The following is an 18,393-nucleotide window of genomic DNA, read 5'->3' as shown; positions in this document are numbered from 1 at the left end:
ATCAGATAGCTGAGCCTTCTGGTGGGTTGGCGTGAACTGGGGATGTGAACGGGGTGACTCCCAGACCTTCTGCCGCAATGGCCGAACGGGTCGCTGGGCGTGCTTCAAGCTTCATCAGCAGCGTTTGCAGGTAAGGCGTGTCCGGCAGTTGATACCAACTGCGGTCTGCCTGAGCGGGGTAAAGTGCCATCCAGCGCATCATGCACGCGACATAATACGTCAGAACGGATGGATGATCAGCACAGAACCAATCCGGCGCGCTCTTTGCTACTTGGTCCAGCAATTGCAAATGGTGTCTCACGCGGGGGCGAATGCCAGCCCGCAATGTGTCAGCCTGCGACGGGTCGATGTATTTCTCGGCATAAAACAGGATGCGCAAGTCTGCGTGCAGCGTGTTGGATGCGAAGAATAGCCATTTCAGAAAGCCTGCGCGGTCCGGATCATCTTTGGCCGGGGCAAGCTGGCCATGCTGCTCGGACAACCACAGCAGGATAGCGGCGGTTTCAAAGATCGGCCCTTGCGGCGTTTCCAGAACCGGGATCAGGCCGTTGGGATTGAGTGCCCGATAGGCAGCGCTGTCCTGCGCGTTCTGGCGCCGATCCACCAGAGCGGTTTCATAAGGCACACCCATCTCTTCCAGCGCCAGGCGGATCACCAGCGAGGCGTTGTCGGGGGCATAGTGCAGGCGGTAGGGCGTCAACATGGCGGCAACTTATAACGCAAAGATGAGCTTGTAAGACATGATTGCGACGTTTCCGATAGGAAACGCGTAGTCCTTCGGTGTCTTTAAGCCCGCCGGGTCGCAAATTGGGGTCGCAGTCACCCGACGCATTCCCTATAACTTCGGCAAGCCAACCTTGGAAAGCTGCCATGACCGGAGATTTGTCGCCCATCGACACTGCAAAATACGTGGCCGCGTGCCGTGCGGCCGAGATGGTCGAAGACGGAATGCGCGTGGGCCTTGGGACAGGTTCCACAGCCGCCTGGTTGGTGCGCCGTCTGGGCGAACGGGTTCGCGAGGAAGGCTTACGGATTAAGGGCGTGCCGACATCGACCCGCACGGCACAGCTTGCGCGCGAGGTCGGGGTCGAGGTCATTTCACTGGACCAAGCCGGGTGGTTGGACATGACCATTGATGGTGCCGATGAGTTTGATGCGGACTTGAACCTGATCAAGGGCGGCGGCGGAGCGCATCTGCAGGAAAAGATCGTGGCCACGGCCAGTGATCAGATGATCGTCATCGCTGATGCCGGAAAAGAGGTTGAAACACTGGGCGCTTTCCCACTGCCGGTCGAGGTGGTTCCCTTTGGCTGGCAAACCACGCGGACGCTGATCGAAGAGGCGCTGGACACCATGGATGTTCTGGGCACGACCTCTGCATTGCGCATGAATGGTCAGGCCCCTTTTGTGACCGATGAAGGAAACCACATTCTGGACCTGCACCTGCAACGCATCGGCAATCCGCGTCAGATGGCGCTGATCCTGAATCAGGTGCCGGGCGTGGTCGAAAATGGCCTGTTCATCGATATCTGCGACAAGGTCGTTCTGGGCCACGGCGATGGCCGGGTCGAACTGCGGGACATCAATGCAGGCACCATCGAGCTGGACCAGTTTTTGGGCCGGTCGCGCGACAACCTGTTTTCCGATGTTTCGGACTGAGTTTGATGCCCTTGATCCCGACAAGCGTCAGTGAATGTTCGAAATTTCTGTGCCCAGGGGTTGGCACCGGGGTTTTCGCGCCCAGATATCCAGAGAATTTTTTGAATGTTGAACGAAGGAACCCGGCATGAGCTTTGACTATGATCTTTTTGTCATCGGCGGAGGCTCGGGCGGGGTTCGAGCTGCGCGTGTGGCGGCAGGTGAGACAGGGGCCAAGGTCGCGTTGGCCGAAGAAGACCGCTATGGCGGCACCTGTGTGATCCGTGGCTGTGTGCCCAAGAAGCTGATGGTCTTTGCCAGTGAATACTCGGGCATGGTCGGTGATGCACAAGCCTATGGCTGGGACATTCAACCCGGTGCGTTCAACTGGAACACCTTCCACGGCAAGTTGGTGACGGAACTGGACCGGCTGGAAGGTATCTATCGTAACATCCTGAAAAACAACGGTGTTGAAAGCTTTGACCAGCGCGCGCATTTGGTTGATGCCCATACGGTCGAGCTGACCGATGGCACCCGCAAAACCGCCAAGCACATCCTGATCGCCACTGGCGGCCGTCCGGTCGTGCCAGAGTTTCCGGGCTCGGACCTGGCGATCACCTCGAACGAGATATTCCATCTGGACAAGCTGCCCCAGAACATCCTGATCGTTGGTGGCGGTTATATCGCCAGCGAATTCGCAGGGATCATGAATGGGCTGGGCGTCAAGACCACGCAATTCTATCGTGGCGCGCAGATTCTGCGTGGCTTTGATGAAGAAGCGCGGGGGCTGATCTGTGAAGAGATGCGCCAGAACGGTATCGACGTACGTCTGGGCACCAATGTTCTGGAAATGACCAAAGACGGGGACCAGATACGCGTCAAGGCAACCGATGGCACCGAGGATCGATTTGACGTCGTGATGTACGCCACGGGCCGTGCGCCAAATGCCGACAATCTGGGGCTGGAAGATCTGGGCGTCGAACGTGGTCGCAAGGGTGAGATCATTGTAAATGAATACAGCCAGACGGCGGTGCCTTCGATCTATGCCATTGGCGATGTTACGGATCGGGTGAACCTGACACCGGTAGCGATCCGCGAGGGCATGGCTTTTGTCGAAACGGTGTTCAGAGGCAACCCAACGCCCGTGGATCACGAACTGATCCCGACTGCGATCTTCACGCAACCGGAATTTGGAACAGTTGGCCTCAGCGAAGAAGAGGCCGCAGCACAAGAACCGATCGAGGTTTATGCCACGTCGTTCAAGCCGATGCAGAAGGCATTCGCTGGCGGAACGCAGCGGGTTTTGATGAAGCTTCTGGTCAGCCAGGCCACCCGCAAGGTTCTGGGTTGCCATATCGTGGCGCCCGGCGCGGGTGAGATGATCCAGTTGGCTGGTATCGCCGTAAAGATGGGCGCCACCAAGGAAGATTTCGACCGCACGGTTGCGGTGCACCCGGTGATGGCTGAAGAACTGGTGACAATGCGGCAACCTTTACGCACCGCTTGATTTGCAAGCGCGAATACACACGTTACAAGGGACACCGTGATCACACGGTCCATAATGAAGGAATTGAAACATATGGCGGGCAACAGCGGCGGCCCCTGGGGGGGCGGAGGCTCTTCCGGCGGCGGAGGAAATCGGGGCAACAACGGCGATGGGCGCAAGCCCCCCGAAGGCGATGGCCCGCAAATCCCCGAGATCGACGAACTGATGAAAAAGGGCCAAGAGCAGCTGCGCGTTCTGATGGGCGGTCGCGGCGGCTCGGGCAAGGGTGGCGGCAGTGGTCAAGGCGGCGGTGGTCCGGCCTTTACCAAGGGCACTATTGCAATTGGCGTTCTGGTCGCTGCCGGTCTTTGGGGGTTGGCGAGCTTCTACACCGTAAAGCCAGAAGAACAGTCGGTTGAGTTGTTCCTGGGCGAATTCTCGGCCGTCGGCAATCCGGGTCTAAACTTTGCGCCCTGGCCGTTCGTAACCGCTGAGGTAATCCCGGTAACACGCGAACAGAACGAAGACATGGGCGGTGCCCGTGGCAGTGATGACGGCCTGATGTTGACCGGTGACGAAAATGTGGTCGATATCGACTATCAAGTGGTCTGGAACATCAACGATCCCGCCAAATACTTGTTCAATCTGCGCGATCCACGCCAAACCATCCGCGCCGTGTCAGAATCTGCGATGCGTGAGATTATTGCGCAAAGCGAACTGGCGCCGATTCTGAACCGGGATCGCGGTATTATTGCCGACCGCCTGCAGGAACTGATTCAGGAGACGATGGACAGCTACGATTCGGGCGTGAACATCGTCCGTGTGAACTTTGACAAGGCCGACCCGCCACAGGACGTGATTGCTGCGTTCCGCGATGTTCAGGCGGCCGCGCAAGAGCGTGACCGTCTGCAGAACGTCGCTGACGCCTATGCCAACCGGGTACTCGCCGAAGCGCGCGGTGAAGCCGCACAGATTTTGGAAGAGGCCGAAGGATATCGTGCGCAACAGATCAACAGCGCTCAGGGTGAGGCCAGCCGCTTTAGCGCGGTTCTGGAAGAGTATTCCAAGGCACCGGACGTGACCCGCAAGCGTTTGTATCTGGAACGGATGGAACAGATTTTGGGTGACGTCGATAAGATCATTCTGGACCAGAGCTCTAGTGGGCAAGGGCAGGGTGTTGTGCCGTATCTGCCGCTCAACGAGCTGCGCCGAAGCCCTGCAGGGGAGAGCAACTGATGCGTAAGACGACATTTATTCTGCCGATCGTTTTCATCGCGATAGTCGGCGTGCTGTCCTCGATCTTCATCGTGGACGAGCGTGAACGCGCGCTGGTTCTTCAATTTGGCCGCGTTGTCGCGGTGAAGGAAGAGCCAGGTCTGGCGTTCAAAATTCCGCTGATTCAGGAAGTGGTGCGCTATGACGACCGCATCTTGTCCATCGATGTGCAGCCGCTGGAGGTCACACCTCTGGATGATCGTCGCCTCGTGGTCGACGCATTTGCACGTTACCGGATTTCCGATCTGAACCAATTCCGTCAGGCTGTTGGTGTTGGCGGTATCCCGGTTGCCGAGGATCGACTGGATCGCATCTTGCGCGCCGAAACCCGTGAAGTTCTGGGTTCGGTGTCCTCGCGCGATATCCTGAGTTCCGACCGTGCCGCGCTGATGCTGCGTATCCGCAACAGTGCTATTGCCGAGGCGCTGGCGCTGGGTGTTACCGTGATCGACGTTCGTTTGAAGGCGACAGATCTGCCGCAGGCCAACCTTGAGGCGACCTTCGATCGGATGAAGGCCGAGCGGGAACGTGAAGCGACCGACGAACGCGCGCGTGGTAACGAGGCCGCGCAGCGTGTACGTGCGCAGGCCGACCGAACTGTGGTTGAACTGGTGTCGGATGCGCGTCGTGAGGCTGAAATCACCCGCGGTGAGGCCGACGCCGAACGCAACGCGATCTTTGCTGAAGCCTACGGTGCCGATCCGGAGTTCTTTGAGTTTTACCGCTCACTGACGGCCTATGAGAATGCGCTGCAAGGCGGTAATAGCTCGATGGTGTTGAGCCCGGATTCAGAGTTCTTCAATTACCTCGGGTCTCCGACAGGGCGGCCTGTGCCGGCGGCTCCGGCCTCTGAATAATGGGTATGATCCTTCTGGCCTTCGGGCTGGTATTGATTGTCGAGGGGCTGGCCTATGCGCTGGCCCCTTCGCTTATCGAGCGTATGCTCGAAGCGTTAAGGTCGCTGCCTGAACAGGCGCGTCGATTGGCCGGGCTGCTTTGTGTCATCAGTGGGCTGATCCTGCTTTGGGGGGCGTATCAACTGGGTTTTTGATACGATGCCTTCACTTGGCAGTGATTTCCCTGCGATCCCGAGTTGCTCGTCAGACCAAACTGACTACATTGGTTGTCAAGAAAGACCGTGTAGGAGCGGTCTTGGCAAGAACGTCAACAAGGAGAGCTCAAGTGCAGGCGAAAGCGCGCAGTGTATCCGTCCGGTGGGACGAAGTGAGTGTTTGGATGCGGCTGATGTGGCTGGCGTTTGCTGGTTCGTTGCTTTTGCTGGCGCAATCAGCCGAAGCTCAGGCCCGGGGCGAAAGCCTGGCACCGCTGGCAGAGAAAATCAGCCCTGCGGTGGTGAACATCACAACCAGCACCCTGATTGAAGGCCAGACCGGCCCGCAGGGTATTGTGCCCGAAGGATCTCCGTTCGAGGATTTCTTTCGCGAGTTTCAGGACCGCAACGGCGATGACGACAACGACGCTCCGCGTCGTAGCAATGCTCTGGGCTCGGGATTTGTGATCTCGGAAGACGGCTTCATTGTCACCAACAATCACGTCATCGCCGAAGCGGATGAAATCCTTGTGGAATTCTTTCCCGGCGACGATCAGCCCAAGAAAGAACTGGTGGCCAAGGTCATCGGTACAGATGAGAAAACCGATATCGCGCTGCTCAAGGTCGAGGCGTCGGGTCCTCTGCAGTATGTGACCTTCGGCGACAGCGATATCGCACGAGTGGGCGACTGGGTGATTGCCATGGGCAACCCGCTGGGGCAGGGATTTTCGGTATCCGCCGGGATCGTTTCGGCACGCAATCGGGCACTGAGCGGCTCGTATGACGACTACATTCAGACCGACGCGGCGATCAACCGCGGCAATTCGGGCGGCCCACTGTTCAACATGGAAGGCGAAGTGATCGGTGTGAACACCGCGATTCTGTCTCCGAACGGGGGTTCGATCGGTATTGGGTTTTCGATGGCTTCCAATGTTGTTGTCAAAGTTGTCGATCAACTGCGTGAATTTGGCGAAACCCGTCGTGGCTGGCTGGGTGTGCGTATTCAGGACGTGACCGAGGACATGGCCGAAGCCATGGGGCTTGAGAAACCAAGTGGTGCCCTGATCAGCGATGTCCCGGATGGACCCGCGAAGGAGGCGGGTTTGAAGGCAGGCGACGTTATCACCAGCTTTGATGGTGTAGAGGTCGAGGACACGCGCGCACTGGTGCGTCAGGTTGGTGAAACCGAAGTTGGCAAGTCCGTGCGCGTGATCGTGCACCGTGACGGCGGCACACAGACCGTGCTGGTCACGCTGGGTCGTCGTGAGGATGCTGAACGCGCTGACAGTAGTGAAGAAAGCGTCGAGGAAGCTCCCGTCGATGAGAATGCTGATATTCTCGGCCTGACCATCTCGCCTCTTACAGATACGCTGCGCGAGGATCTTGGGCTGGATGCAGATGCAGAAGGTCTGGTGATTTCCGAAGTTGATCAGGCGTCGCAAGCTTACGCCAAAGGTCTGCGGGCTGGTGATCTGATCACCGAAGCAGGTCAGCAGAAGGTAACGACCATCGGAGATCTGGAAAAGCGGATGGAAGAATCACGCGAAGCTGGCAGAAAGTCTTTGCTTCTTCTGGTTCGAAGAGGCGGCGACCCGCGATTTGTGGCGCTGAGCCTCGAAGACTAAAGACACGAGGCCGGGACAAAATCCCGGCCTTTTTCTTTGCCTGGTCGGCTTCAAACTCTGAATAATGAGAAAAAATGAGCCATACGCTGCTATTGCGTATGGCTCAGATACAGGGAGAGGTCATTGGACAGATATCGGGGATGATTCTCTGACCTCCTACGGTAACAAATCCAACCTAACCATCTTCTGTGTTCGATCTGTGAACCAGGTCACATAAGGTCAAATTAGGTCGGAATCGGCCAATTCACGCAAGGCTGAGAAGTCCTGAATCAATATTCCGCCCCGGGAGGCTTCGACCACATTGTCACGCTTCCAACCTGATATTGTTTTGGACACGGCTTCACGCGTGGCCCCGACGAACTCGGCCAGCTCACTTTGAGACAAGGTGATCCGTTCTGACGGGTTGTCTTGCAGGCCCGACAGATGCAGCAGCTTGCGGGCCAGTCGAATGGGCATGGGCAAAAAGACCTGCTCGTTCAACTGCGATCCCATCCATCGCATCCGTAATCCCGCCAAGCGGATCAAATCCTCTGCAAGATCAGGTTGTTGCCGGACTTGTTTCATGACGTCGTTGCGGCGCACACGCAGCACGCGTGACGGTTCTGCAGCCGCAATGGTGGCAGTGCGCGGGCCGTTGTCGAACAGGGCAATCTCACCAAAGACTTCACCCGGACGCATCAGCGTCAGGGTCAGTTTGCGGCCGCTCATGGCCAGAAACGACACTTCCAGCGTGCCGTCCAATATGGCGTAGAGCGCGTCGCCCTCGTCGCCTTGTTCAAAGAGTGTTTCGCTTTGGGCCAGGGAAATTTCGGTCGCTTGAGCCGAAAGCATGTCTCTGAGCCCGTCGGAGGCTTCGGAAAGGAAGCCGCTGTTGGGAAAGGCCGTCATGTATGAACCGATCTTGGGCAAGGTGAGTGTGTGGGTGGTCACTCAATTTCCCATAGCTGGGCGCATTAGCCAAGAATTTTGTTTGTTTTGGCAGACCTGGCGGACGTAAGGGCAGCTATTTTTTCTCTGGGTCGTCCATGAACCGCTGCAAAATGCTGAATTGCAGCATCAGGAAGGCCATCAGTGCAATAGGAAATCCGAAGGTCTCGATCTTGACCCACATGTCCGTCGACATGGTGCGCCAGACAAGTTCGTTTGCCAGTGCCAGAACCGCAAAACAGGCGCACAGACGCCGGGTCAGGATCATCCAGCCTTCGTGCTGCATCGGCAACATCTCGTCCAGCACATAAGCCAGATAGGATTTCTTTTGCATCAGGCCGATCCCCAGGATCAGGGCGAACAGGCCGTAGACCAGCGTGGTTTTCATTTTGAAGAACCGCTCGTCATTGAACCAGGCGGTAAGGCCGCCGAAAAAGATCACCATGAAGGCCGTGAAAATTTGCATTCGGCTGAGTTTGCCGGTCAGATACCACAGGATGGCCATTGCCCCCAGCATCAGCGGAACAAAGATGATCGTCGCCACGATAAAGCCGGAATACTCGGTGCCAGCGACGAGAAAACTGTCGTCGCGAAGGCGCAGGTAGATGAAGAAGAAGGCCAGCGGAGGGCCCAGTTCCAGCACCTGTTTGAGAAACGGGTTGATGTCTTTTTTGCCTGTCATCTGATTGTCCTGCTGTTTACCCGCCCATTTCAACTATTACTGCGCCGAGTGCAATCAATGCCATCAGGGCAATGCGTCTGGGGCCTACGGTTTCCTTTAGCACAAGCCAGCCGATCAATGCCGCAAAGACAGTTGAGGTTTCGCGCAGAACGGCGGCCTCACCCACTTTATCCAGTCGAGTGGCGAGCATGATTGCGCCGAAAGACAGCGGAGCGATCAGACCGCCGGCCAAACCGCGCACCATCAGCGGGCCAACTGCAGGGCGGTCGATCATGGCTCGCCACCTGAGGAAGGCGTAGATGGGCATGGCTGCGCCATCAATCATGAAAAACCAGGCCAGAAAGGTGAACGGGTCGGCGGTGGCGCGGATGCCATAGGCGTCATAGGTGGTGTATAGGGCTACAAAAAGGCCCGTGATGATCGCAAGTGTCAACGCGATGCCCAGTGTATCCCGATTGGTTTCCAGAAATCGGAAGTTATACGCGGCCAGGCCGAATATCCCGGCCAGTAGGGTTGCGACGCCCAGCCATTGTACTGTCGTAAAGGTCTCGCCGAATAACAGATAAGCGCCGATCACGGTGAACAGGGGACCGGTGCCGCGCACCACTGGATAGACCACGGTGTAAGAGCCTTTAGTATATGCCATGGCCTGAAGCGTCTTGTAGGCAATGTGGATCAGCCATACGAATGCAAAAATCGACCACATATGCGGTTCAGGCCAGGGCACCACAAAGAAGGCAAAAGGCGCGGCCATAATGCAGTAACTGGCATCAATGGCCCCACGGGACAGCCACGGATCATGCCGCCCTTTTTGCAGCGCGCCAAACACGGCATGAAGGAAGGCGGCCATAAGGGCCAAGCCCAGCGCAAGCTGGTGGCCCGTTTCGGTCCCTTCAAGTGAGATCAGCCAGTTGCTCAAAAATGCCAACCTTTTGTAGGGTGGAGAAGGTGGGGGGCTGTCTGCCCCCCCACACCCCCCGAGGATATTTTGGGCCAGATGAAGGGGCGGATCAGCCTTTGTCCAGACCGGTCAGGGCGGCGGCAAATTCTTCGGGGTCGAAAGGCGCAAGGTCGTCAATCTGTTCGCCCACGCCAATCGCGTGGATGGGCAGGCCGAACTTGTCTGCCAGCGCGACCAGCACGCCGCCTTTGGCAGTACCGTCCAGCTTGGTCATGACCAGGCCCGAAACGTCCGCCAGATTGCGGAAGGTTTCCACCTGGCTCAGCGCGTTCTGGCCGGTTGTGGCGTCAAGGACCAGCAAGGTGTTGTGCGGTGCTGTGTCGTCGACTTTGCGGATGACACGGACGATCTTGGCCAGTTCCTCCATCAGGTCAGCACGGTTTTGCAGGCGTCCTGCGGTGTCGATCATCAACAGATCTGCACCGTCTGCCTGTGCGCGGGTCAGGGCGTCGAACGCAAGGCTGGCCGGGTCCGAGCCTTCGGGCGCCGTCAGTACCGGAACCCCGGCGCGGTCTCCCCAGACTTGCAATTGTTCAACGGCTGCGGCGCGGAAGGTGTCACCGGCGGCGATGACAACTTTCTTGCCGGCTTCTTTGAACTGGCTGGCCAGCTTGCCGATGGTGGTGGTCTTGCCCGATCCGTTGACGCCAACGACCAGCACCACCTGCGGGCGATTGGGATAGATTGGCAATGGTTTGGCCACGGGCTCCATCACGCGGGAAACCTCTTGTGCCAGCAATTGCTTGATTTCCAGAGTTGAAAGTTTGCGACCAAAGCGCCCCTCGGCCATGTTCGAAGTGACGCGCAAGGCCGTATCAACGCCCATGTCGGAAGCGATCAACAGCTCTTCGAGCTGCTCCAGCATGTCGTCATCCAGCGTGCGGCGCATTTCAGTGGTGCCACCGCGGTTGAACAGGCGATTCAGGATACCTTTGGATTCCGGTATCTCTGGCGGTGGCGCGACGGGCGTGGGATCGGTCGGGATCGGGGCAGGCGGCTCAACCGGTTGCGGGGCCGGGGCCGGATCCGGAATTTCGGGAACCGGTTGCGGTTCAGGCTGAGGTTCGGGGATCACCGGATCGGGCGCGACCGTTTCCTCGCCGCCATCTTCGACGATGGCTTCCAACCCCTCTTCCAGACGAGAAGAGGATTTGAACAGCTTGTCTTTTAGCTTTGAGAAAAACGCCATTTTTGGTCTCCGCAGGTGTTCCCTTCAACTAATGCGGATTTGCGGCAGTTGCAAAGGGTCACGCGAACGCAAGAACAAAGCCAAGCTGCGCGCCCCAGTACAGTGGCCAGACCAGATAGGGTGTCGCTTTGAGGGCCGGATGGCCCGGTGTCAGCAGGAACTTTTCGGTCGCAAGGATCAGATCGGACGCGATGAAGGCGATGGCGGCAGGAAATGCCCACCGCATTGCGCCCGTATCCGGCAGCGCCAGAACGGTGATACCCATCCCAAGGATGATGGGGATATAGGCCAGAACGGGCCCTTTGAGATTACCGGCGCGGGGCGCAAGCACCGTGGCCATGATGATGCCCAGGATGACCAGAGACCATACCATTGCGGGCGCGTTCCAGATCAGGCCAGGGTCACTGGCCGGATGGATCAGGAACAGCGTGACATAGGCCAGATGTCCGGCGGCAAAGGCGGCAATACCCACCATGAACGTGGCATCCGTTTCGCGCGACAACAAAGCGTCACCCGTCGCACATAAGACAAGCGCGAATACAAGTAACCAAGGTCCGCCGTGCACCAGGGCAACAATGGCCAAGGTGGCCACGGAAGCGGTTTTCAATACTGTGCGCAAATGCGATGCCGGGCGAGCCGTAAGGGGCAGATAGCTGAGCGCGCAGCCAAGAGCGATCCAGAAGAGTATATTGATCATAGGTGCCCCTTGCAGTTTTCAGATGATCTCAGCCGGAGTGAGATTTGAAATCAACCGCTTACGTCGAGTTAAGTTCCTTGTGATGCCCCGGAGGCAAAGGGTGAATGGCGCAGGTAAAGCGCTTCTGGCAGTATGCACTTATGCTCAGATACTGGATGATTCTCGCAAGCTTTGTTGCGCAATCCGTTGCGGCCCAGACCCCTTTGTCTGGCCCGGAATTTGATAAATACACGCAGGGCAAAACTCTGTTCTACGGGTTTGAGGGGCAGGTGTACGGGGTCGAGCGGTACCTGCCGAACCGCCGCGTGATCTGGTCCTTTCTGGATGGCAACTGCAAGGAAGGCGTCTGGTATCAGCGGGATGAGCAGATCTGTTTTCTCTACGAAGACAGGCCCGACCCTCAATGCTGGGTTTTCACACAATCCGGTGGCGGCCTTGTCGCACAGTTTGAGGGCAATCCGGAGGCGACGGAGCTGTATGAGGCCGAAGAACTTGGTGAGGAAATGGTGTGCTACGGTCCTGAGGTTGGTGTTTGATCACGGCGCGCGCAGTTCATCATAGCTGGTCATGACATGGGTCTGATACGCGGGCCTGTCCGCCAGCATCATGTAATACCGGCGCAGGTTCGGCAGTTCTGCACGAGATATGTCGGTGTCGTAATAGCGGTAAAGGATGTGACCCAGCTGAATGTCCGCCAAGGTCAGGTCGGCGCCGCAAAGAAACGCGCCTTCGGACAGTTGCGCATCGGCAAGTGCCAGTTTGTGCTCCAATGCAGCCACGGCGCGTTCAGTTTTGTATTGGTCCTGTTCTGATTTAGGGGTTCGAACAACCTGCCAAAACACGGGGACGGTAAACGCCATAGCAATATTGATCTTGGCCCATTCCGCCCATTTGTCGACTTCGGCCTGTCGTGCCGGATCGCGGGGCCAGAACGCTTGATCCCCGTAGGCGTTGGCCAGGTAGCGCAAGATCGCGCCTGTCTCCCATAGGGGTGGGTGGTCGTCGTCCTGTATGACCGGGATGGTTCTGTTTGGGTTCAATTGGCGGAACGCGTCGGTGTCCAACCCTCCGAACCTGTGTCCCAGATCGTGACGGTGATATTCCACCCCCAACTCACCGACACACCACATCAGAGCTTGAACATTCGATGATGTTTTGCGGCCCCAGATAGTCAGCATGGTTCAGAACAACGATCCTTGATCCGGGGCGTCCGGTTTGGGTTTCCTGGGTGTCGGTTTTCCCGCTGTTCCGGTGCCGAGAATGCCATCTGTGAATTCGATCTCAAGCGCCGAGTGTTTCGCGGCCTGCGCTTTGGTGGTGATCAAGTCCCCGTCCGCGCGGACGACGGCATATCCGCGTTCCAGTGTGGCTTTGTAGCTGAGCGTTTCACGCAAGCGGTCCGTCGATTCAAGCAGTTGTTGAAGGCGATCCAGCCGTGTGGTCTGGGCGGTGCTCATACGATCGCCAAGCCGTGCAAGGCTCTGCTGCTGCTGGCTGATTTCTCGTTGAATGGGACGCAGAGACAGACGCGAAGACAGGTTGCGCAGCGATTCCTGCCGCGTCGTTACCAAACTGCGCAAGGTCGAGGGGCGCAGATGCGCAGACATTTCCACCACTTGCAGACGGCGGTTTTGTACGCCGCGGGTCAAGGCAGGGGTTAAGCGATCTGCAATTAAATCAAGGCGTTGTCGTGGGGTGTTCAACAGGGTGTCCGGGCGCGGCAGGGCGCGGGACAGATCGCGCAACCTTTGGGTTCGGCGTTGAACTGCATCCGTTGCCGCGCGCGACAAACGGGCACCTTGCTCTCCGGTCCAGGCGAGCAATTCCATTCGGACGGGCACGGCAAGTTCCGCTGCTGCAGTGGGCGTGGGCGCGCGGCGGTCCGAGACATAGTCGATCAGCGTTGTATCGGTTTCGTGCCCGACGGCCGAGATCAGCGGTATGTCCGAAGTAGCAGCGGCGCGGGCGACGACCTCTTCGTTAAAGCCCCAGAGGTCTTCGATGGACCCACCGCCACGCGCCACGATGATCAGGTCTGGGCGTGGCAATGCACCTCCGGGCCTCAACTGGTTGAAACCATCGATGGCGCGGGCGACCTCAGGTGCGCAGTTCGCCCCTTGCACGGCCACGGGCCAGATCAGCACCTTGCGCGGAAACCGGTCCCGCAGACGGTGAAGAATGTCGCGGATCACGGCACCCGAAGGAGATGTCACCACCCCAATGATCTGCGGCAGATAGGGCAAGGGCTTCTTTCGCTCGGGCGCAAACAAGCCCTCGGCCTCAAGTTGTTTCTTGCGCTTTTCCAGCAACGCCATCAGCGCGCCTTGCCCGGCGACTGAAACTTCATCGACATTCAGGTTGTACTTCGATTGCGCCCCAAAAGCGGTGAGGCGGCCGGTGACGATAACCTCCAGCCCTTCCTCCGGCACCACCGATAAGCCGGAAATTTGTCCTTTCCATGTGGTGCAGGACAGAACGTTCCGGTCATCTTTGATGTCATAGTACAGATGGCCCGAGCGTGCTTTGAACACGCGCCCGACCTCACCGCGCACACGGATTCGCCCAAACGAGCCTTCGAGTGTCCGTTTCACCTCGCCCGAGATCTCGGACACCGTGTATTCAGGGGTATTTTGGCCCGGAATCGGGTCATCAAGCAGGTCGGACATTTCAACGCCTTGTTTCATATGCCGGGCCAGCTTAGAACGCCGCGCAGGCAAGGCCAAGCAGATCGGAGCGCATTCATGAACATCCTCATTCTCGGCAGCGGCGGGCGCGAACACAGTCTCGCCTGGGCGGTGTTGCAAAACCCCAAATGCGACCGTCTGATCGTGGCACCGGGAAATGCCGGGATCGCTCAGATCGCGGATTGTGCGGATTTGAATATCGAGAATGGCGGGGCCGTCGTCAGCTTTGCTGAAGAAAACGCGATTGATTTCGTGATTGTCGGCCCCGAGGCACCATTGGCCGCTGGTGTGGCCGACCGTCTGCGCGAGTCTGGTGTGCTGGTTTTTGGACCGTCGGCCGAAGCTGCCCGGTTGGAAGCCTCGAAAAGCTTCACCAAGGAAATCTGCGACGCGGCTGATGCCCCCACCGCAGGTTATGCCCGGTTCACCGAAGCGGAATCCGCCAAGGCCTATATCCGCCAGCAAGGCGCGCCGATTGTGGTCAAAGCCGACGGTTTGGCCGCAGGCAAGGGCGTGATCGTGGCGATGGACGAAGGCACAGCGCTTGAAGCCATTGACGACATGTTCGGCGGCGCTTTTGGCGGTGCGGGCGCTGAGGTAGTCATCGAGGAATTTATGGAAGGTGAAGAAGCCTCGCTGTTTGTTCTGTGTGATGGGGAAGACATCCTGTCCATCGGCACCGCACAAGATCACAAACGGGTAGGTGAAGGCGACACCGGGCTGAACACGGGCGGCATGGGGGCGTATTCACCGGCACCGGTGCTGAGCGAAGAGATCGAAGCGCGCGCAATGGAAGAGATCGTGCGTCCGACCATTGCCGAGATGAAGCGCCGGGGTACACCGTTTCAGGGCGTTCTCTATGCGGGGTTGATGATCAAGGACGGACAGCCACGCCTGGTGGAATACAATGTGCGTTTTGGCGATCCTGAGTGTCAGGTTTTGATGATGCGCCTAGGCGCGCAGGCGATGGATCTGATGCACGCCGCTGCCGAAGGGCGGCTGGGCGAGGTGCGGGTCAATTGGGCCGATGATCATGCGATGACAGTTGTGATGGCGGCCAATGGCTATCCGGGTGCGTACGAGAAAGGCTCTGTCATCAAAGGATTGGACGCGCTGCCTGAAGACAGCAGCAACATGGTCTTTCACGCTGGCACCAAGGCTGTTGAGGGTCAGGTGCAGGCCGCCGGCGGGCGTGTCTTGAACGTCACCGCGCGCGGTGAAACGCTGCAAGAGGCGCGCGACCGAGCCTATGTGATGGTTGACAGTGTGGATTGGTCTGATGGGTTCTTTCGACGCGATATCGGATGGCGTGCTCTGGATGGCTGATCGGGCAGGGGGCGCTGCCAAGCCGTCGATTGCACTTTTGTATGGCACCACTTCGCACTTGCCAGCTTGGGCTAAATGCCTTGGCGCTCTCGCACTTATCCGAGCGCTAAGGCAATAAATACGCTATCAAGCCAATGGTGTTCAGGATATTTGGACGGTGCGGACGGCTCTATTACGCTCATTGGCTATTACCGCGGCGAAAGCCTGCCCAGAGCCCAGAGCGGACATTTGATACCACTCCGAGCTATTTGCAGACTTTCCGGTAGAACTGTCAGTCAGCGGCAAAACAGTAGAAATAGCCGTTCCCACCGGTGCCTCGAAGCGCATCAGGAGAACAACCACGACTACCGTGAGCTGCGTTCCAAGATGTGTTTCCCCCGCCGTGACGATCGTGATGTCCGACAGTCGCCGAGCCCTCTCCATTGGATGTCCAATTCGAGCACGTCTTGTCTCCCTCCTGCCAAGGGAAATAGGCGGTTCCATCGGCCTGAGTGCCGGTCAGAATGTCGTGTTCGTTGGGGCTATCGCCGCGGCCCTTGATTTTGTTTCCATTCTCGTCAACCGCAGTCCGGTAGTAGATGTTTGGCAAGATGTGCAGTTGATCCAGGTCCGAAGCGATCAATTCGCCATTTGCGTTGTACCAAGGACCTTGTCCGATGCGACTTCTGGCGGAAATTCCGCGTTTTCCTTCTTCCTGTGTTGACAAATACGCGCGCCATTGACGTTCATCAGTGCCGACAGCCGCCGCGAGGCTTTGGCAATGGGCGTCAGCGCCTTCGAGGCCGCCGAGGTTTCCTCCATCACCCAATCCAACTGATGTAACAAAAAAGCCCATCGGATGAGCGACATTCGTTCCTTGTGCAAAAGATTCGGCGGCCAGAAGGCTTACCGCAACGGAAACAGAAAGTGAAATTGAACGATACATTTATTATTACTCCTTGTTGCAACCACGTCGTCAAACAAGCTCAGTTTTATCCGCTCAGCGTTGTTGTTGAGAAAGGATTAGACTGAAGACGCTGCCCAGTTTGCAAGCGTTTTGTCCAAGGGGCTTTGCCGATCAAGCTCGCTCCGCTTGCAAAATCTCGTACGGTTGCGCCGTTTCGCAAGGCTGTCATTCAGGCGGAGTATAGCGAATGACAGTTCTGGGCCACAGTGTTTGACGCCGCGATGTCTTCGCATGACTACTTTTAGGAATCTGTTCCGATCAGCTACCCCCTTTTAAGGATGACTTTTTTACTGATCTGCAGGCACCCACGCAGGCAACGGAGCACCACCAGTATAGTGGTTCTCAGAGGGGTTTTCCCGGAAAAGAACGTATAGATCGGTAGGGTCTGAGTTAAGTTCCTTTTGCAGCAGCACCGCAATGGCATCGACTAAAGCCTTCTTGCGGCCTGCGTCGCGACCTGGGCGTAGGTCAACTGTAACTAGTGGGAGGCCATCGCCCAAAATGCCGAAGACTTCGCGCACACCGACGTAGTCGTATTTGACTTCCTTGGGGGCAAGCGTGTCCAGAACGGCTTGTTTCACACCTTTACGAATTCTCTTCTTAGACTCTTGAGGGGTGCCTTCTGGCACTTCTATGCGGATAACAGGCATGAATTTTCCTTTATGCTACAGCAATGCGATAGCCTGTACGCGGGAAATGTACGCAGACTGTTCCCACCTCATCGGTTGTGCGTGCAATCGAAATGGTTTCAGCATCTGCGTAGCGCACTTTGCCTTCGACGGGTTGCTCGCCGCCTTCAACATCAGGGGTGACCGTTACCAAAGTATCGATTTGAAGGTCCTGCGAATCGTGAGGAGCTACACCGATTTCCGACACGGGCTCGGCGTTATTTGCTTGCTCGATTGCGTGCTCCGCGCGCATAGCCTTTGAAGTCCCATGCCCAATTCCGCGCACATTTTCTTCCCACCGTATCAGGTCAGGAAATTCGGATAGCAGATCAGGGCCACCGGCCCACCGCCCACGAATGAACCAAAGGATATGGTACATTTGCGCGTCAATGGCCGCGGGATCAGAGCCGAGCAAGAAAGTACGCCCGTCGCTCAACTGAGCATCCATCCAAGATAGGGGTGCGCGCATCTGAGCGACAAGATGTGGTAGCTGCTCGTTGGCGCGTTTAAGCCCTGCAGCCCAGTCTTGGCCAATATACAAGCGTCCGCGGTCCTCTGCAAAATCACTTGGCAGGTTATCACCCGCAGATCCAAGAACGATTTTCACGACCAGCGAGAAAAGATCTCCATCGGTGTAGCGACTCAAGCACCACATCAAACCAGCCTCAGATGTCGGCATCAGTGTCGGCGTTGGGTGACGACGTTCAACCTCGCGAAGCATACATTGGCTGTCGCAATAAATGTCTGCCCCAATTTGCATGACCGGGGTACGTCGGTAGCCGCCCGTCAGCGCTGTCAGCATGGGCTTCGGCGGCAGGCGCGGGATCTCGACATCGCGCCAGGACAGCTGCTTGATACCGAAAGCCACGCGCACTTTCTCAGCTACGGGTGATTGCGGATAGTTGTGGAAGACTATCTCTGTAGCTGGATAGATCATGCAGTTTGTCTCTCTTCTGTTTTTCGAGTTGCTTCAGGACGCTAACGGAACTCGTCAGATCACGAAACCCAGGCGATCTTCAATTTTCTGGAAATGCTGGTTTGAAGGCGTGACTATTGCAGAAATCGACTTCGAAGTGGCGGATCACTTTGCATAGACTACCGACTACAAGCTTCGGCACTGCAGTCATTGTTGCATAGTGCAGCGAATGGCTGCTCCGAGCCGATATTGTTGAAAAACAACGTGTTGCTGGCGCAGAGAGAGGCGTACCGAACTGAGCGCGAGTGCCTTTCTTGTCAGG

At 57.4% G+C, this 18,393-nt stretch carries 20 protein-coding genes; 8 read left to right on the top strand and 12 right to left on the bottom strand.

Annotation, left to right across the window (positions count from 1 at the left end):
* Window position 1: 1 nt before the first annotated feature.
* Window positions 2-703 carry a glutathione S-transferase family protein gene (locus AC2FJZ_RS02140; RefSeq protein WP_496775924.1) on the bottom strand — a complete coding sequence of 234 codons (702 nt, stop codon included), beginning with the start codon at window positions 701-703 and terminating at the stop codon, window positions 2-4.
* Window positions 704-870: 167 nt separating this feature from the next.
* On the opposite strand from AC2FJZ_RS02140, the gene rpiA reads away from it, so the two are divergent.
* The 6 genes from rpiA (at window position 871) to AC2FJZ_RS02110 (ending at window position 7,075) form a co-directional block, all read left to right on the top strand.
* Complete coding sequence (rpiA, locus tag AC2FJZ_RS02135; protein ID WP_050602650.1) at window positions 871-1,659, top strand: ribose-5-phosphate isomerase RpiA; 789 nt, start codon at window positions 871-873, stop codon at window positions 1,657-1,659.
* Window positions 1,660-1,786: 127 nt separating this feature from the next.
* Complete coding sequence (gor, locus tag AC2FJZ_RS02130; RefSeq protein ID WP_496775923.1) at window positions 1,787-3,145, top strand: glutathione-disulfide reductase; 1,359 nt, start codon at window positions 1,787-1,789, stop codon at window positions 3,143-3,145.
* A gap of 72 nt (window positions 3,146-3,217) precedes the next feature.
* Entirely contained in the window at window positions 3,218-4,360 is a 1,143-nt protein-coding gene (gene hflK / locus AC2FJZ_RS02125) for an FtsH protease activity modulator HflK (RefSeq protein WP_496776122.1), read from the top strand.
* Window positions 4,360-5,256: a protease modulator HflC gene (hflC, locus tag AC2FJZ_RS02120; protein WP_496775922.1), complete on the top strand. Its 897-nt coding sequence runs from the start codon at window positions 4,360-4,362 to the stop codon at window positions 5,254-5,256. Before hflK ends, hflC begins: the two co-directional genes overlap by 1 nt.
* Window positions 5,256-5,450, top strand: a complete 195-nt coding sequence (locus AC2FJZ_RS02115; protein WP_050602647.1) for a DUF2065 domain-containing protein — start codon at window positions 5,256-5,258, stop codon at window positions 5,448-5,450. The genes hflC and AC2FJZ_RS02115 overlap by 1 nt, the downstream gene beginning before the upstream one ends.
* A 131-nt stretch (window positions 5,451-5,581) precedes the next feature.
* Window positions 5,582-7,075 (top strand): Do family serine endopeptidase, encoded by a 1,494-nt coding sequence (locus tag AC2FJZ_RS02110; protein WP_083445177.1) that lies wholly within the window; start codon window positions 5,582-5,584, stop codon window positions 7,073-7,075.
* Window positions 7,076-7,294: 219 nt separating this feature from the next.
* Here the strand turns inward: AC2FJZ_RS02110 and AC2FJZ_RS02105 are convergent, their stop codons facing one another.
* From AC2FJZ_RS02105 to AC2FJZ_RS02085, 5 genes are all read right to left on the bottom strand, one after another.
* Window positions 7,295-7,963, bottom strand: a complete 669-nt coding sequence (locus AC2FJZ_RS02105) for a Crp/Fnr family transcriptional regulator (RefSeq protein WP_496776121.1) — start codon at window positions 7,961-7,963, stop codon at window positions 7,295-7,297.
* Between the two features lie 115 nt (window positions 7,964-8,078).
* The gene (locus tag AC2FJZ_RS02100) at window positions 8,079-8,684 is read right to left on the bottom strand and encodes an inner membrane-spanning protein YciB (protein WP_050602646.1); all 606 of its coding nucleotides are present in this window, start codon (window positions 8,682-8,684) and stop codon (window positions 8,079-8,081) included.
* A 16-nt stretch (window positions 8,685-8,700) separates the two neighbouring features.
* Entirely contained in the window at window positions 8,701-9,603 is a 903-nt protein-coding gene (locus tag AC2FJZ_RS02095; protein ID WP_496667964.1) for an EamA family transporter, read from the bottom strand.
* 91 nt (window positions 9,604-9,694) lie between these two features.
* Window positions 9,695-10,834 (bottom strand): signal recognition particle-docking protein FtsY, encoded by a 1,140-nt coding sequence (ftsY, locus tag AC2FJZ_RS02090; RefSeq protein ID WP_496775921.1) that lies wholly within the window; start codon window positions 10,832-10,834, stop codon window positions 9,695-9,697.
* Window positions 10,835-10,892: 58 nt separating this feature from the next.
* Window positions 10,893-11,531: a lysoplasmalogenase family protein gene (locus AC2FJZ_RS02085; RefSeq protein ID WP_496775920.1), complete on the bottom strand. Its 639-nt coding sequence runs from the start codon at window positions 11,529-11,531 to the stop codon at window positions 10,893-10,895.
* Window positions 11,532-11,671: 140 nt separating this feature from the next.
* Here AC2FJZ_RS02085 and AC2FJZ_RS02080 point away from each other — a divergent pair, with 140 nt between their 5' ends.
* Complete coding sequence (locus AC2FJZ_RS02080; protein ID WP_496776120.1) at window positions 11,672-12,067, top strand: hypothetical protein; 396 nt, start codon at window positions 11,672-11,674, stop codon at window positions 12,065-12,067.
* Here the strand turns inward: AC2FJZ_RS02080 and AC2FJZ_RS02075 are convergent, their stop codons facing one another.
* The gene (locus tag AC2FJZ_RS02075; RefSeq protein WP_496775919.1) at window positions 12,068-12,709 is read right to left on the bottom strand and encodes a glutathione S-transferase family protein; all 642 of its coding nucleotides are present in this window, start codon (window positions 12,707-12,709) and stop codon (window positions 12,068-12,070) included. It lies immediately after the preceding gene.
* Window positions 12,710-12,712: 3 nt separating this feature from the next.
* Window positions 12,713-14,197, bottom strand: a complete 1,485-nt coding sequence (gene xseA, locus AC2FJZ_RS02070; RefSeq protein WP_496775918.1) for an exodeoxyribonuclease VII large subunit — start codon at window positions 14,195-14,197, stop codon at window positions 12,713-12,715.
* Between the two features lie 75 nt (window positions 14,198-14,272).
* Here xseA and purD point away from each other — a divergent pair, with 75 nt between their 5' ends.
* Window positions 14,273-15,541 carry a phosphoribosylamine--glycine ligase gene (purD, locus tag AC2FJZ_RS02065; RefSeq protein WP_496775917.1) on the top strand — a complete coding sequence of 423 codons (1,269 nt, stop codon included), beginning with the start codon at window positions 14,273-14,275 and terminating at the stop codon, window positions 15,539-15,541.
* A gap of 271 nt (window positions 15,542-15,812) precedes the next feature.
* Here the strand turns inward: purD and AC2FJZ_RS02060 are convergent, their stop codons facing one another.
* The 4 genes from AC2FJZ_RS02060 to AC2FJZ_RS02045 all read right to left on the bottom strand — a co-directional run.
* Complete coding sequence (locus AC2FJZ_RS02060) at window positions 15,813-16,466, bottom strand: hypothetical protein (RefSeq protein WP_496775916.1); 654 nt, start codon at window positions 16,464-16,466, stop codon at window positions 15,813-15,815.
* Between the two features lie 308 nt (window positions 16,467-16,774).
* Window positions 16,775-17,137 (bottom strand): tautomerase family protein, encoded by a 363-nt coding sequence (locus tag AC2FJZ_RS02055; RefSeq protein ID WP_496667970.1) that lies wholly within the window; start codon window positions 17,135-17,137, stop codon window positions 16,775-16,777.
* A gap of 10 nt (window positions 17,138-17,147) precedes the next feature.
* On the bottom strand, window positions 17,148-18,092 hold the full coding sequence (locus AC2FJZ_RS02050; RefSeq protein WP_496775915.1) for a glutathione S-transferase family protein: 945 nt from the start codon (window positions 18,090-18,092) through the stop codon (window positions 17,148-17,150).
* A 79-nt stretch (window positions 18,093-18,171) separates the two neighbouring features.
* Window positions 18,172-18,393 (bottom strand): hypothetical protein (locus AC2FJZ_RS02045; protein WP_496775914.1); only part of this gene is annotated, 222 nt, incomplete at its 5' end.

This window comes from Ruegeria sp. CDSA079 (assembly GCF_059612245.1).
Note: the sequence above shows the minus strand (reverse complement) of the source record. Positions and strands in the feature narration are given on the sequence as shown.